This is a genomic window from Sphingomonas spermidinifaciens (genome assembly GCF_002351485.1).
Taxonomy (GTDB): Bacteria; Pseudomonadota; Alphaproteobacteria; order Sphingomonadales; family Sphingomonadaceae; genus Sphingomonas; species Sphingomonas spermidinifaciens.
Genome location: NZ_NWMW01000001.1, coordinates 1220780 through 1236522, shown reverse-complemented (window position 1 = coordinate 1236522; position 15743 = coordinate 1220780). Strand labels below are relative to the sequence as shown.

The window sequence follows — 15743 nt, the reverse complement described above, 5'->3', positions numbered from 1 at the left end:
CGATGAGCAATCGCGAGTGGTTTGCCGCATCGCGCGAGCGCCAAGCGGCCGCGCGTCGCCGCCTGCGCCTCGGTCTGGCCGCGGTCGTCGCGCTCTTCGCCATCGTCGGCCTCGCGCTCGCGTCACCAGCGCGGGCGGAGGGCACGCCCGGCAAGTGCACCGGCCGCTTCGTCAACCCGATCACCGACGTGTGCTGGAGCTGCCTGTTCCCGATGTCGGTGGGCGGGCTCAACATCTGGCCGTCGCTCGCTGGCCGTTCCGATACCGACAATCCGACGCTGCCGGTCTGCGCCTGCGGCCTGCGGGTCGGAATTGCCATGGGCTTCTGGGAGCCGGTCCGGCTCGCCGACGTCAGCATGAAGCCGTGGTGCTTCGTGAACCTCGGCGGCCTCAAGCTCGACCCCGGCTTCGACATCGGCTTCAAGACGATCGCCGGGCCGAGCGCGGTCGGCGGCAAGGCGCAGAATACCAGCGGCTGGCACGTCCACTGGTACGCCTATCCGCTCATCTACTGGATGAACATCGTGGCGGACTTCCTCTGCCTCGAGACCGGTTCGATCGACATACTCTACATCACGGAGGTCGATCCGCTCTGGCAGGACTCCGAGCTCACCGCGATCATCAACCCCGAGGCGGTGCTGTTCGCCAATCCGCTGGCGCTCGCCGCCTGCGCCGCCGACTGCGTCGCGGCCACTGCCAAGCTGCCGACCGATCCCCTGTTCTGGTGCGCAGGCTGTCAGGGCACGATGTATCCGCTGAACGGCAACGTCGGTGCCTCGATCGGCCATGTGCAGGCGTCGCGGCTCGCGCTCGCCCGCTTCGCCTACAAGCTCCACCGCGAGCTCGTCGCCTGGGGCACGATGGGCAGCAAGGGCCTGTGCGGCAGCTACCTCATGCCGGTGATGCGGAAGCAGCAATATCGCTTCCAGGCCACCAACCCCAATCCCCAGACCGGCGGGCGCTACGCCTGCGCGCCGATCGGCGCGTCGACCACCTTAATGTCGGCCGGCCAGGTCTATCCCGCCATCGGAGAAGATATGGGCTATCTCGTCTGGCGCAAACGCAACTGCTGCGTGCTGTGATGCGGCGCCGTCTCCCCCTCATCGCCGGCACCGCTGCCTTCGCCGGCTTGCTGCTCGGCCTCGCCGCCGCCTCGGGCGCGCAGACCGTCGACGGTCTCGACCTCGCTAAGGTTCGTGCGCGGGCCAAGCTGTCGTCGCAGGAAGCCGAAGCGCTCACCAACGTCGTCGCCCGGCGCGGCGAGGCGCTCCGCCGGGAAGCCGCCGACAATGCGGTCTCGGCCCGCGCTGCTGCCGTCCGCTACGCCTCGACCAAGACCAGCGGTGATCCGGTCGCGACCTTCGACTTCGACGGCATGGTCGCCGCCACGGCCAAGCAGATGGCGCCGGAGGACGCGCCGCGGCTGGTCGCGTTCGCCAGCCTGTCGATGCCGTCCGCTTCGCTCAAGGCGATGATCGCGGACGTCGCACACGCAGGCGGCGTGGTCGTGTTCCGCGGCTTGCCCGGCAACTCGGCCAGGACGTTCACGACCGCGCTTGCCAAGGTGCTGCCGCCCGGGGAGGTCAAGGCGGCGGTGGGTATCGATCCGCGGCTGTTCCGTGCCTTCGACGTCGAGGCCGTGCCGGCTTATGTCGTGACCGCCACCGACTTCGACCTGTGTGACGGGTTCGATTGCCGGACGACGCTGCCGCCGCATGATCGCCTGGACGGTAATGTCACGCTGGCGCACGCGCTCGACACCTTCGCCCGCGGCGGTGGTCCCGGTGCCCGGGTCGCGGCGGTCTATCGTGCCCGGCTGGGAGAGGCGCAGTGAGTCCGGCCCGCACCAGCCTGGGGCTCGCGCTCGCCCTGTTCGCCGCCGGGCTCGGCGCAGGCGGGGCGCTCGGCCAGAGCCAGACCGAAGCCGCACGCGCCGACGGCAAGGCGTTCGGCAGCGATGTTCTCGGCAAGGCGCAGGACGCGGCCAAGACGGCGCCCACGGCCGATCGCGTGCCGGGCTTCGCCGGCACGCCCTCGCAATCCGCGCTGTTCGACGATCCCGACGCGATCGCCGCCCAGGCGGCCTCGGCTGCGTCGAGCGACGAGGGCTATGCGACCGTCCGCTCCTCCCTCGACCGCCGGCCGCGCGTGGCAGTCGAGGACATCGAGGCGACGATCGCGCGCGGACGCACCATCTCCGACGATCCCGCGACTTATGTCAGCGGCATGAGCGTCGGCGGCGGCCAGGGCAGCTGCCGCGAGCTGCCGCCCTCGACCGGTGCGAGCGGCACCTACGAGGCCACCTGCAACGACGGGGTCGCGCTTGAGCAGCGGACGGCGAGCTGCGCGATCCCGCTGGTCGTTTCTGTGACCAAGAAGACCGGCTATCGCTACTGGTGCAGCGACTTTAACGCTGGCTTCAACCGCGTCGATGATTGCAGCCTGTTCGAGCAGGCCTCGTGCCAGCGCACCGGTTCGCACGAAGGACGCTGCCTGCAAGGCTACAGCAAGCCGCCGTACCAATATTGCACCGAGCCCGGTGAGCCGGTCGAGGAGCTCCTCTGCGACGCGCCCGTGCCTGGCGCCACGCTCCGCGGCACCGAGACCCAGAGCAGCGTGGCCGAGCGTCGCGACGAGGGAGCCTGCGCGAGTCTTGCCGGCGACAGCGGCTGCACGAGCACGGCGGAGACCTGCACCTCGAGCGATCCCGTGACGCGGGTGATCGATGGCGTCTCGGTGACCAAGCCGTGCTGGGCGTGGCAGCGGACCTACGAATGCCACAAGGCCGTGCCGGCGCAGAACTGCGATGCGCTGGAGGCGAACAAGGACTGTCGGTTCGAGCGCGAGGAGTGCCTGACCGACGAAACGCCGTGCCCAACCCGCGAGCGGATCTACAGCTGCACGGTGCCGGGCGGGCCGACGCCAGCCAAGCAGTATGTCTGCGATGGCGACATCTACTGCGTCAACGGCGAGTGCGAGACGATCGATCGCCAGCCCAATGACGAGTTCAAGGATGCGGCGGTGGCGCTCAACGCCGCTGCCCAAGCCGGCAAGGAGTTTGATCCCGCCAAGCTGACCCTGTTCAAGGGCGAGCGCGATACCTGCCACTCCAAGGTGTTCGGCATCCTCAACTGCTGCGCGGGCAAGGCCTTCCCGCTGATCCCTTATTCGCAGCTGCTGGTGACGCTCGGCTGCGATCGCGAGGAGGTCCTGCTTCACCAGCGCGACGCCCAGGGTCTCTGCCACTATGTCGGCAGCTATTGCTCCGACAGCGTCTTCGGCATCTGCGTTACCAAGAAGAAGGCCTACTGCTGCTTCGAATCGAAGCTCAGCCGCATCCTGCAGGAGCAGGGCAGGGCCCAGATCAACAAGCCGTGGGGCAGCCCGAAGAAGGAGAGCTGCCAGGGCTTCACCATCGACGAGTTCGCCCGGCTCGACCTCAGCCGCATGGACTTTTCCGAGGTCTATGCCGAGTTCCAGGATGCCGCCAAGCTCCCCGATGAGCTCGGCACCGTCGCCACCCTGCAACAGAAGATCGCCGATTATTATGCGGTGAACGGAGGCGGCCGATGAACCCCGCTCGCCTCGGTCGCCGCGTGGTGGCGACGCTCAGCCTCGTGCTCGCCGCATCGGCCCCGGCCCAGACGCCGCCGGACCCGGCGCGACCGGTCCAGATCGGCGACCGCTTCTACTGCCAGGATCGCCATCTCGGGACCTGGTTCTACTGCGAACGGCCCAAGGTGGAGGAGCCCGACACGCCGGCCGCGCCGGTGCCGCCGGCACCGACCGCGGCGGAAAAGCTCGACGCGATCACCGCCGAGCTGCGCGAGCTCAAGGCGCGCGCGATCCTCGAGCCGACGCCTGACAACGTCGCCGCCTATATCCGCTTCCAGCGGGCGCAGCTCGACCGTGCTTCGCTGTTCGGTGACGTCTGGCAGCGCGCGCTCTGGCAGAGGCCCGAGCTCGATTACACGCTCGAGCGACCCGTCGGGACGGTCGCGAAGCAGCAATGGTCCGATGCCCGCAAGGTCGAGCGCGACCAAGCGCTCGATCGGCTGGGCCAGCGCTACGGGCTGTTTTACTTCTTCGCGCAGAGCTGTGGGGCGTGCCGGGTCATGTCCCCGATTGTGAAGGCGGTCGCCGATACCCACCACCTGACCGTTCGCGCGATCTCGACCGATGGCGGCCCGTCCGAGACCTTCCCGCGCTACACTGTCGAGACCAACCAACGGGCACGAATGGGCCTTACCGCCAAGGTCACGCCCGCCGTGGTCCTGTTCGATAGCGCGACCCAGACCGCCATCCCCATCGGCTACGGCATCATCGCTGCCGACGAGCTGATGGAGCGCATCTTCCTCCTCACCCAGCGAAAGGCCGGCAGTGACTATTGACCCAGCGTCCGTTGGCGAGCGCCTGCGCGCGCTCGCCCGTTCCGCGCTCGACATCACGGGCGCTGCTCTCGGCCGCTGCGGGCGCATTGCCGGCACGCTGGCCTGCTCGCTGAGCCTCGCCGGCGCCGTGGTGCCGCTGGTCCTGCCGGCTGCCCCCGCAGCGGCCGACGTCGGCGGCGCTATGGACAAGTTCGTGGCGGACGCAGGCGGTGCCGCCAACGTGACCGGGCCGAGCGCCTTCCAGGGCCAGTCGGCGGGCTATTACAGCCTCGGCAACGTCTGGACGCGCTTTCCCCAGAAGACGACCAACCTCGCCAACCTGCAGCTGCCCTCGGCCCGTGCCGGCTGCGGCGGGATTGACCTGTTCGCGGGATCCTTCTCGTTCATCAACTCGAGCGAGATCGTCGCCATGCTGAAGGCGGTCGCGAACAACGCGGTCGGCTTCGCCTTCAAGCTCGCGATCGACACCGTCTGCCCCGAATGCTCGAAGGTCATGGATGAGTTCGCTCAAAAGGCGCAGCTCATGAACAACCTCAACATCTCGAGCTGCGAGGCCGCGCAGGCGCTCGTCGGCTCAGTCTGGCCGAAGGGCGACCTCGCCGACAAGGCCATCTGCGAGGCGATCGGCAACTCCGACGGCATCTTCTCGGACTATGCCGCCGCCAAGCACGGCTGCGGCAGCAAGGGCGAGCGCAGCTCGACCATCAACGGCGCCGATCCGTCCGAGTGGGATGCGGTGAACAGCGCGGTGCCGCGCAACTACACCTGGCACGTCCTCCGCGGGTCCAAGTTCTTCAACTCGGGCGGCAGCTTTGATCGCGACCTTGCCGAGTACGTCATGACGATGGTCGGCACGATCATCTACGTGCCGCCGACCGACAGCGATCCGGGCCGCTTCCAGCCGCTGACCGGCGACACGACGTCGACGCTCGTGACGGCACTCCTCGACGGAACCAGCGCGGGCGAGGTCCAGGTCTACCGCTGCGACACTGAGGACCAGTGCCTCAATCCGACGCTCGCGCCCTTGTCGGTCCCCTCCGCCAAGGCGCTCCGGCCCCGCGTCACTGCACTGATCGACGGGATGGTCGAGGCGATCCGCAGCGATACCGCGATCAGCCCCGAGCAGAAGGAGCTGCTCCAGATTTCCTCGATCCCGCTCTACAAGATCCTGACGGTCCAGGCTGCCTATGCCCGCGGGCTCTCGACCGACGACCGCTCGACCCTGGCCGAGATCGCATCCATCGACCTGCTCTACGCAATCCTCGACCAGATGGTGAGCGAGGTCGGCAAGTCGAAGGCGACCTTCATCGCCGCCGACGAGGCGAAGCTCGCCGCCTGGACGGCGCAGATCAACACTGCGCGGACCACGCTCGCCGATCGCCAGCAGACGACCCAGGCGCGGGTGACCGCGATCATGGCGATCATCCAGAAGACGCAGTTCCTCGAGAACGTGCTCGCTAATTCCATGTCGCCGGGGATGGCGGCGTCGCTAGACTGGTCCCGCGGCGTCGCCGCGCGTGGCCTCAACTAAGCTTCGGGGTCAGGACGAGATGGGCACGGTCGAGCTCTTCACGATCGGCGGCGGCGAGTACATCGTCAACGTCCTCAACGCAGTCGCGGCCTGGACCGGGGCGGGGGGTTACAAGAGCCTTCTCCAGGTCGTAATGGTTATGGGGCTCGCCTATTCGGTCCTGATCGTCGCCTTCAACCTCGACTGGAAGGCGTGGCTGCACTGGTTCCTCCAGGCCACGCTCATGTACATGGTGCTGATGGTGCCGCGGCTCGACGTGCACGTCACCGATCGCATTAACCCGAGCCTCGCGCCCGCGCAGGTCGCCAACGTGCCGCTCGGCCTCGCGATGATGGCGAGCTTCACGAGCCAGGTCGGGGACTATCTCGTCCGCTCGTCCGAGCTGGTCTTCGGCCTGCCGGGCGATCTCGACTACAGCCGCAACGGCATGATCTACGGCTCGCGGCTGTTCGAAGCGACCCGGAGCCTCAGGATCAACGATCCCGAGTTCGCGGCCAACCTCGACGAGCACTTCAAGCAATGCGTCTTCTATGACGTGCTGCTCGGCCGCTACTCGATGGAGACGCTGGCGAAGGCACCCGACCTCTGGAACGCGATCGCGCCCGGCAGCCAGGCGCGTGCACAGCGGTTCCTGACGCGCGATGGTTCGGGCGCGGTCACCTCAAGCATCCAGACCTGCCGCGAGGCGTACACAGCGCTCAGCGGCCAGTGGAACGGCATGGTCGACGATCTCGGCCGCGTCTTCGGCAGGCAGCTCTACCCCAAGCAGACGACCGATCTCGCCCGCGCCAAGCTCTTCGCCGACCTGCCGGTTGCCTACCAGTATCTGACCGGCGTGTCCGCGTCCGCGAGCACCATTCTGCGGCAATCCCTCACGATCAACGCCATGCAGCAGGCGATGCACAGCGCGGCAGGCACGAGCGGCACCGGCAGCGTCGACGTCTATGCCCAGACCCGCGCCGACATTCAGACCGAGCGGACCTACGGCTCGATCGCGCATGCCGCGATGAAGTGGGTGCCCGTCCTCAACATCGTCCTGACGGTGGTCTTCTACGCGCTGTTCCCGGTGCTCTTCCCGCTGTTCCTGATGCCGCGCAGCGGGCCGTACGCTCTGAAAGGCTATGTCACCGGCTTCTTCTATCTCGCAGCGTGGGGTCCCCTGTACGTCATCCTCCACATGGTGATGATGTTCAAAGGGGCGGCCGAGGTAGCGGGCGCCAGCAGCGGCAGTGGCCTCACCCTCGCAAGCTTCACCGGCATGACGGAGGCCAACGACGACATCGGCCTGCTCGCGGGCTATCTCGTCGCCTCGATCCCCTTCCTTGCAGGCGGCATTGCCCGCGGCGCGATGGCGATCTCGAGCCAGGCGACTACCTATCTGAACCCGTCACAGAACGCTGCGGAGGAAGCCGCGCGGGAAGCGTCGACCGGCAACATCGCGCTAGGCAACTCGAGCTTCGACAACCAGACGGTGCAGACCCGCCAGCACGACCAGTGGAACCAGGCGCCCAGCTTCACCTATGGTGCCGCGCAGACCCGCGCGTTCAACGACACCGGCACGCTCGCGACGAGCTTTGCGGGCAATCAGATCCTCGACGTGCCCGCCTCCAAGCTGCCCTTCATGCCGCAGATCACGCAGTCTGTCGCCGCCGAGGCTGCGAAGGTTGCGTCCGAGACGCGGAGCCGCGGTGAAACCCTGTCCAACCAAGCAGTACAGAGCACCAGCAATGCGGTGACCCGCTTCCAGGAGTTCCGCCATGCCATGAGCACAGACCGCTCCGTTTCCGAGAGCTACGGTAATGATAATCGTGCGGTTATCTCGGAAGGCTTCAACGAAGTGAGCCGAGCATCGGAGATGCTGCAGAACCGGTTCGGGCTCCGTGCCGAAGTCGCCGATACCATCGCCACGGAAAAGTTCCTGACAGGAACGATAGGGGTTGACGGGGGAGTCGGCGCGTCAATTGGAATCGGCCGTCTTGGAGCTTCCGTCGGCGTGACTGGCGGAGCTTCGAAGCGCTGGAACGCGACAGATGTTGCAGCCGTCAGCAAGGACTCGAGTAAGATCGCAGAAGCGCTGGCGTCTTGGTCCTCCGACCGGGGATGGACTCATAGTCGAGACAGCTTCGAGCGTTCGGCCGAAACCACTTCTCGCTCCGATGTGGCAAGCCGAGCCTCCGGAATATCCTCCTCCGCTACCCGCGCTCAAACTGAGAGCGCCGAGGCTCGCCGCTATTTTGAAGACGCTCGCCGGATTGAACAACGCTGGTCGACAAGTTCGTCGCAAAACGTGAGCGGCGTGATGAACGCGAGCGACGAGTTCTTGCAGTTCGCTCGTCAAGAGATTGCCTCGACACCACTCGTGTACAAACGGTTTGACCCAGCCAGCGCAGCTGACTGGAGCAGCACTGATGTAGAGACGTCCGGTGAGCGCGATCTCCTCGTGCAACGCTTTGTAGAGCACGTAGGCGAGCGCATCCGGTCGGAAGTACACGGACGAGTATCTGAAATCGACGACGCCGGACTTCGAATGCCTCTAATGTCAGCGGTAAACGCAAGAGTGCCGGCGATCTCATCCGAGCCGACGCGGCCGAGCGGGCAGCACGTCGGCAACGATGTTCAGAGGGCGTTAGGCACTGGTCGCCGGGACATCGAGCGCCGCCGCTTGGCCACGGAAGGCCAAGCCGGCTTGGACGGAGTTGAGCTAAACAGAGGCGGAGCTAGGCAGGTCCGAGATTGGGGGAGGCGGCAATAAATCTACTGCAGAAGCAAGTATCCAAACGCGCTTGCGACTATAGCTAGGAAGGCAACGAGCCACCACGCGCTCAAGGCGCGAGGATGCGAAGGGGCGGGAGGGCGAGCAGGCTCGCTGCGCGTGAACATGCCGGGATTCAGGCTTGAGGCGAGGGTACCGTCCACCGTGCCAGGCCGCCTCCACCATGACCCATCGCTGAGTCGGGCGGGATTTTGCTCGGGTGGAAGGAAAGGGGACGGGTCCGACATGCAGCACCTGTTTAATCTGATGTCTTCCATACCACGCCTCCATCGCCGCCGACAGGTAGAGCCTTCCAGAGCCGCCAACTCCCCGCTCGATACTGGTGGCAAGCGGGACGGTCGGCTTGAGGCGGTGGTAAGCATTTCGCCCGCTCATTCAGATTTCGTTACCGCAGCACGGCGGTACCGCGGTGTCCGAAACCGCTCACCCCTTGAACTTCGACAATGCTTCCCAGCGTTCGTCGGTGGCAATTTGCTCGACGAGGAAGTCCACCCAAGCCTGGGAGTAGGTGTAGGAGTCGTAGGGTGGGTGGTACGTGCAAAAGTCCGCCTTCGTGGCGGCGGGATCCACTGCGCCCTTACGAGGCCGGGCTTCGTAGAGCTTCCATGCACGCTGATGCTTGTCACTGGTGAAAGGCCTTCCACTGGCCTGCGCGACGCGGGCGATCACCTCCCCAGGCTTGAACGGCCAGATGTCATCCTTCGGCTTGAACTTGATCAAAACGTTCTGGATTTCCTTCCCCTCGGCCGAATCGGGCTGGACGAACTGAAAGTGAGCCTTCGCCTTGGACGCGCTTGTCAGCGTGTAGACAACCTTGAATTGGTATTCGAGATTGTCAGCGTCCCCCTCATCCAACTTCGCGGCGAGGCTCGCGTCGAGGGCCGCGATGTGCTCGGGAAGGTCGTGCCCCTGCAGCGCGGCAATCTCGCCCGTCTTCAGTTTCGCGAACTGCAGGGCGAACCCCAGATCGTGACCGAGGCTCAGCCGCTGCCCGAACATCTCGGTAAGCGCCTTCTCGAAATTGAGGCAGGTGGACTGGAACAGCGGGAGCCATTTGTGGTCGAACATGCCGATAGTCCGATGTTCGACGACGTCCCTGATCTCCTTCAAGGCCATCAGGTTCTGCTTGCAGGCCTTTGACAACGGACAGTCGTGCCGGGCAACCATCTGCGAGAGCAGCAGACTGAAACCCTCGGGACTTACGATCTTCACCCCTTGCTGCTCATAGTATTCGTGAAGCAGGTAGGTCCACGCGACGTTCGCCAGCATCGAGAAGACGCCTGCCTTGAAGACGATCCGTGGCGTGTTGAACAGCTCCACCGCAAGCAGCATCGCCTCGCGAGCGCGCACCAGTCGCTCGTCCTCGATCGGGCACAATCCCGTGACATGGTCGAACAGCAGCTTCCTGCGCCTGAAGGCGTCGACCTGTCGCCTGTCTGCGGGCACGATGCTGTTGTCCGCCTTGATCGCGGAGATACGACCGGAGTTGATGGAGGCGCCTCGACCGTTGTTGATGAGGGCCTGCACGTCCTGTCCGCGCCAGCCATCATTGAGAAGCGCCTTGATAACCGCCTTTTCGGCGGAGGTGAGAGTCGGGCTTGAGGACGCAGTCGCCATGGGCCGATGCTAGCGCCAAAGCGGAAGAAGGGGACTCCCGGATCTGAGTGAAGGGACGCAGGCCAACGCGCCCCGCATGGCGCCCCGCGATAAGCGTGGAGGTCGCCAAGGCGTGAGAGAGGATGTAGCTTCCCCCCCCCACCTCACATGGATGGATCGGCATTGTCGGTAGATTGGGCGGTCTCGGGCCGCGCGTTGGAGACCCCGGGCCGGGCCGGGGGTATGAACGCCGAAAAGGGCTTCCTTTTCCAGCGCAGCTATGCGGCCTGGTTGCTCACGGGCTTGCTAACCGGTGCGGGTGGCGTCGTCGCGCTCCGTTACGAGGGGGCTCAAGACGTCGATCTGCGCCTGTTCGACGGGACCGAAATCTACGCCCAGGTAAAGGGCTACGAGCTTACGGAACTAGATTGGACGGTTGCTCGTGGGATCCTCTCTCGTTTCGTCGCCGACCTCCAAGCCGCGCGAGCCGCCATCGGCGCCGAGCCAAGCGCGCGTCTCTCCTTCCGGCTGGTTGCCGCCGCCTCCGTGGGGAGCAACGACGTGCTCGACCTGTTCCGGCGAAAGCGGATCGACAAGCACGTATCGCGGCTAGTGAGGGAGCTGGCTGCCAAGGGCTCGGCGTCTGCTGTAAAACTCGACTTGGAAGGCGTGCTGTCGCGCATGAACGCTGAGCTCCTTCCTGCAGGCATTCCTAAGGAAGTATTCCGTCTGATGGCCGAGGCGCGGCTCGCCCGCTTCGGGGTTCCGGCCGACGAGATCGATGCCGCTCTGCGCGCGTTGCTAGACGCCATAACGTGGCGCGAAACAATCGGGAGCGCGGAAGTCCTACGATGGATCGCCGACTATTTGCCGCCCGCGCATCCCTGCTCCATCGTCGGATCGATGGTGGCGTTCGGTTCGCGGACACGATCACAGACCGGCTCGGTCGCCCTCTTCTACACCAGCCAGAGTGACGTCTGGGAGGGGATCGCGAGCGAGTTGGACGTGCCGCGCGATGCGGCCGGTGCGCTGCGCGACGCCGTGACCTCGTCTGTGTGTCCCAAGATACTCGTGCATGGTCCAAGCGGCGCCGGAAAGAGCACGCTTGCGCGGCGCGTCATGTGGGACCTGCAAGTCGAGGGGAGGATCGTCGCCATCGAGTTTCGTGGTCCGGAAATGAGTGACGCAGAGTGGACAGCCACGGTCAGGCTGGCAGCGCGGCTGCGAGCGGAGGGTGGGCCGCGCGTGGTCCTGCTGGTCGACGACGTACACGAGCATCCGCTTCTGGCGCAGCGGATCGCCGAGCTCGACGCGAGTTCCGACCTCGGTCTCGTGATGACGACGTGGACGGTTGGCGCCGGTGGCGTGGGCCTAGGGGCCGGGCTGCAGCCTTTCCCATTGGCTAGCATCTCGGAGGGCGAGGCGGCCATCGCAGCGACCCGTCTGGGCCGTGATCTGGTGGCGATCCCGAACACAAGGCTGGCCGCTCTTCTGAAGGCGGGTCAGTTCATCGTACTGAACATGGTCCTGCTCGAAGGCACGGACTTCGTGTCTTTCGGTGGACGGCTTCTCGACAGCGTAAAGGCCCGAGCACCGACGCTTGCCGCCGCTTACGTCGATCTCTGCGCCTGCGGTGCCGACGACCGATCGGTTCCGTTTGACGTCATGCAGAGGCTGCACGGCGTAGCGGTCGACCTCGTCGCCGATCCGGCGATGAAGGGCCTGGTGTTCACAATTGGCGTCGGGCGAGTAAGATCAGGCCACCGGATTCTGGCCGGCGCCGTCGCCGCGGCCGCGCCGCAGAACCGACTGACCAGACTGCTCGCGATGGCGAGCGCAGTCGATCCGGCCGTTGCTGAGGAGCGCCGCTTCGGGATCGGGGTCCTGGAGGACGTCGTCGCCTCGGCCGACTTCTCCCTAGGGTTAGCGCCGCCCCTCGAGCGGCTGGCGCGGCTATTCGCGGGTGTCGGCCAGTACCTGGATGTCCGCCGATGCGCTCGCCTTCTGGCGGCGGCAGGCCTGCAGGCGTCAGCGACCGAGGTCGAGGCTCTGGCGGACTTCTCCCGAGTGGAGACCGGGCCGGACGCCGCAGCATATCGCAGCGATCACGGGGCAAGGGATCCGGCCGGCGTGTTCGACCGTCTACTCGGCTTCTACAGCGGCAACGCAACTGGCTGGGGCTGGCGCAATCTCCTTCACATGGCCAAGGAGATGGACGCGTCCCGACGGGCCCGTGCACTAGATGTCGCGAGGCAACGGTTCAGCGTGGAGATGGATGTCGCCACTGTGACAACCGTCATCGAACTCATGAACGCTGGCGACACGCCCGCCTCGAGCGTCGACTTCGCCGTCTCGATCCTAGAACGGATGCCACCCAATGTCGGGATCGCGCGGGCTGTAGCCCAACTTATCATCGACCGTCTCCGATCACCTCGGCTTTTCGCGACGCTGGTAGATTACGCCATCCCGCTTATTGACGGATCGGGGGAGGGTCTAAGGCTCGCTCGACACATCACCTCGGCATCGCGGCGCGGTGACCCTGCGGATCGCAGACGACTCCTGCTAATCCTCATGCCGCTTCTGGACGAACTGACCGACGAGAATGATTGCGCCACGCTTCTTCATACGTGCGCCAATCTTGCCAGCGGTGGGGACGTTGGACATATCTCCGCGAGGGTCGGTATAGAGCGGGCGGACGAGCCCCCAAGGCTGAACGCCGCGAGACACATCCTGAGGCGTAAGGCGGGCTGACGCTGTCGCACGATGGCTCAGTCGCAAATTGAGATAAACGAACAGCGGGACTTGGGAAGCAGCGACAGCGATCCTTGTGGCGGATTGTGAGTCCTTCGCAGCCTCAACTGGGGGCTTAAACGAACGTCCGCTTCTCGTCCCATTTGCCGGCAAAGCCGCTAGTCAGCAATTGGCCCACTACCGGCCCTTCAGTCGCACCTGAACCGACGGCTTCCGGGACCACGCGGGTGCTCGTGAGTGTCTGACAGGGGTATGCTCGGATGACCGGCGACGACCGGTGAAACACCAGATCAGAGTTGTCTCACAAACGATCGATTTTGATAGTCGGTCCAGTGATACGCCGCAGCAGAGGGAAAGAGCGTCTCAAATTCCTTTCTCGAATGCACCCCGCCTTCACGATCCTCAATCTTGAGTTTTGAGAAGCCGCCGATCGCCTGGCAGACGGCTTCCGATCAAGTCCCCTGCATGTCTCGGATTTCACTCTCGCCGAGTATGCGCAGAGCAGAGCCGGCGCCTCGGAGATCTTCTGCCTTTCGATATGGTGCGCTCGCCTGGACGAACCTGCCGTACGGTTGATCATCGCTGACGACGAGAATCGTCGTCGTCGTGCCGACCGAGGCGACGACGCGCGCACCCAGCTCTGCCAAGCGAACCGCCAGCGGACCGTCACGAGCTTGTCCGAGAACAAATGCCCGTTCACCCTTGAGGGGGCCATCTGCCGCCGGCTTCGGCGCCGGACCCCCCTTTGAATCTGCCGGCCTCAGCCAACCCGCGAGGTCGATCCCGGTATGGTCGATCGCCCTGACGATCACCATTCCCGCTGCCCGGGCGTCGCTGAGCGCGTCATGGTGCTTGTGCCGTACGCCCAGGAAGCGGGTCAGCACGTTAAGCCGATGGCTTGGCAAGTCGGGCCAGGCGCGCTTCGCCACCCGCACGCTATCCAGCCACGTCGTTTCGATCGTGCGCCGGTCATGAAAGCGGCAGGCGGCCGCAAGCGCGCCCTTATCGAAGGTAGAGTGCGCGACCGTCACCCGGCCGGTCAGATGACCGTCGACGATCTCGTGGACGTGGCCGAATGTCGGCTTGCCCACGACGTGATCGCAGCTGATCCCGTGGATGCGCGTGTTGAAGGGCGAGAACTCGTCGCAGGGATCGACGAGGGTCTCATAGGCGAACACCTCCCGTCCGTCCCGAAAGCCGACGATGCCGATCTGGCAGATGCTGCTGACGCGCGAACAGGCGGTCTCGACATCGACGACGACGAAGTCGACGCTCGGTTCGGCGGCCACAGCGCCTTCGGTTTCGGTTGGGATGGCCGTCATGAGGTTCATCGTCCGGAACATACCATGTCCGGCGCGCTTCGCTACGCCAGTCGGACAGCGGCGGGGCGGCCAACGCTGGCGCGTAATGCGTCGGGAGTCCGCGTCAGGCCACGCTCATCAGCTGCGACGGATAGGCAGACACGAGCGGAAGGGCCTCTTCGGCGGGCGCCGAGAGCCAGCGTTCATGATCCTCCGCCATGAGGATCACCGGCATCGCCTTCGGGTGCTTGGGTGCGACGAGCGCGTTCGGCTCGGTCGTGCAAAATGCATAGACCCGGTCATGATCCTGATCGACCTTCCACACGCCCGCAAAGCAGGGCTCGGGTTGGTCGGCGACGGTGAACCACCAGTTCGTGTCGCCGGGCCCGCTGCGATCGGCCACTGCCTTTGGCTCGGCGAAGCGTGAGAACGGCACGAGGCAGCGGTGCTCGGGCTTGAGCAGCCAGGGCCGCCACATGTTGCTCGAAAGATTGCGGCAGTTGGTCCACCAGTCATGCAGGAAGGGCATCTCGCCTTTGCGCGCCGGCCGCTTGCGCGGCTTCCTGGTCGGGAACCCCCACTTCATGGTGCTGAGCACGCGCTGCCCGGCGTCCATGCGCACCACATAGCCGGGCTTGCCGGGGGCGGCGTAATCCTTGGTGACCTCGAGCTCGTTGCAGGCGTCCTCGCCGGCCTGGAAATAGTCGAGATACTCCCAGCGCTCGACCTTGAGATTGTACAGGTTGCACATGGCGGCGATCCGATCACGAGCGATAGCGCGACACAACCCTCTTCCACTCGTGGTGGTTGGGGTAGGGCGGTTGCGGCCCTTCCGGCTGCTCGCGGGTAACGACGAAGCGGGGCCGAACAACGCGACCCCCGTCTCGGCAGGGCTGGCAGCATAGTCGCCGGATCGCGTGCGGCAGGCCATCGTCCCAGCCGCGCTTCGTGAACAGCCACCAGAGCGGGATCGCGTCGAGCAGCCGGACATGGCCGCAGGCGGGGCAGGTCAGCCGAAAGGTCCGGCGATGGAGCGCGCACTGTTCGAGCGTCCGCAGCTTGCGCCCGCCATGGTCGACGGCATCGTCGCCCCGACCAGGCGACGAGGTTGCCTGACCCTGCTCAGTCCTCATGCCGACCTGCCAGCCGCAGCTGCCGGACGATGCCGTTGAATGCGGCGGTGGTGCCCTGCGCGCGGCCGATCTCGTTGTCCTGGCCGGCCGAGTCCCAGAACAGCTCGAGGGGCCAGCGCTCGGGGCAGTGCGGCAGGAGGCAGCGCAGCGCGAGCCGGACCTCGACCGCGTCGACCCGCATCTCGCCCGAGCGGACCATGGCGGCGCGGAGAATGTGGAGCGACAATGAGATGATCACGCGCTGGTGGCGCGGCAGGCTGGTCACCC

12 protein-coding genes are annotated in these 15743 nt (G+C 65.6%); 7 read left to right on the top strand and 5 right to left on the bottom strand.

Features of this window, described 5'->3' with window-relative positions:
* Positions 1-2 precede the first annotated feature (2 nt).
* From traU to COC42_RS05855, 6 genes are all read left to right on the top strand, one after another.
* The gene (gene traU / locus COC42_RS05880; RefSeq protein WP_096342254.1) at positions 3-1082 is read left to right on the top strand and encodes a conjugal transfer pilus assembly protein TraU; all 1080 of its coding nucleotides are present in this window, start codon (positions 3-5) and stop codon (positions 1080-1082) included.
* A complete protein-coding gene (gene trbC / locus COC42_RS05875; RefSeq protein WP_096342253.1) occupies positions 1082-1834 on the top strand; it encodes a type-F conjugative transfer system pilin assembly protein TrbC in 753 nt (250 codons plus the stop codon). The genes traU and trbC overlap by 1 nt, the downstream gene beginning before the upstream one ends.
* Positions 1831-3573 carry a conjugal transfer protein TraN gene (locus COC42_RS05870; protein WP_245843878.1) on the top strand — a complete coding sequence of 581 codons (1743 nt, stop codon included), beginning with the start codon at positions 1831-1833 and terminating at the stop codon, positions 3571-3573. Before trbC ends, COC42_RS05870 begins: the two co-directional genes overlap by 4 nt.
* Positions 3570-4391, top strand: a complete 822-nt coding sequence (locus COC42_RS05865) for a conjugal transfer protein TraF (RefSeq protein ID WP_096342252.1) — start codon at positions 3570-3572, stop codon at positions 4389-4391. Before COC42_RS05870 ends, COC42_RS05865 begins: the two co-directional genes overlap by 4 nt.
* A 181-nt stretch (positions 4392-4572) precedes the next feature.
* Complete coding sequence (locus COC42_RS05860; protein ID WP_096343129.1) at positions 4573-5922, top strand: conjugal transfer protein TraH; 1350 nt, start codon at positions 4573-4575, stop codon at positions 5920-5922.
* Positions 5923-5941: 19 nt separating this feature from the next.
* Positions 5942-8674, top strand: a complete 2733-nt coding sequence (locus COC42_RS05855) for a conjugal transfer protein TraG N-terminal domain-containing protein (RefSeq protein ID WP_096342251.1) — start codon at positions 5942-5944, stop codon at positions 8672-8674.
* 444 nt (positions 8675-9118) lie between these two features.
* Here the strand turns inward: COC42_RS05855 and COC42_RS05850 are convergent, their stop codons facing one another.
* A complete protein-coding gene (locus tag COC42_RS05850) occupies positions 9119-10312 on the bottom strand; it encodes a DUF3644 domain-containing protein (protein ID WP_245843877.1) in 1194 nt (397 codons plus the stop codon).
* A gap of 222 nt (positions 10313-10534) precedes the next feature.
* Here COC42_RS05850 and COC42_RS05845 point away from each other — a divergent pair, with 222 nt between their 5' ends.
* Positions 10535-13042 (top strand): ATP-binding protein, encoded by a 2508-nt coding sequence (locus tag COC42_RS05845; RefSeq protein ID WP_176484569.1) that lies wholly within the window; start codon positions 10535-10537, stop codon positions 13040-13042.
* Between the two features lie 452 nt (positions 13043-13494).
* Here COC42_RS05845 and COC42_RS05840 read toward each other — a convergent pair whose 3' ends face one another.
* The 4 genes from COC42_RS05840 to COC42_RS05830 form a co-directional block, all read right to left on the bottom strand.
* On the bottom strand, positions 13495-14373 hold the full coding sequence (locus COC42_RS05840; RefSeq protein ID WP_425442816.1) for an exonuclease domain-containing protein: 879 nt from the start codon (positions 14371-14373) through the stop codon (positions 13495-13497).
* A 94-nt stretch (positions 14374-14467) separates the two neighbouring features.
* Complete coding sequence (locus COC42_RS05835) at positions 14468-15094, bottom strand: SOS response-associated peptidase family protein (RefSeq protein WP_176484568.1); 627 nt, start codon at positions 15092-15094, stop codon at positions 14468-14470.
* Between the two features lie 13 nt (positions 15095-15107).
* A complete protein-coding gene (locus tag COC42_RS17605; protein ID WP_176484567.1) occupies positions 15108-15476 on the bottom strand; it encodes a hypothetical protein in 369 nt (122 codons plus the stop codon).
* Entirely contained in the window at positions 15466-15741 is a 276-nt protein-coding gene (locus tag COC42_RS05830) for a hypothetical protein (protein ID WP_096342248.1), read from the bottom strand. Before COC42_RS05830 ends, COC42_RS17605 begins: the two co-directional genes overlap by 11 nt.
* Positions 15742-15743: the final 2 nt, after the last annotated feature.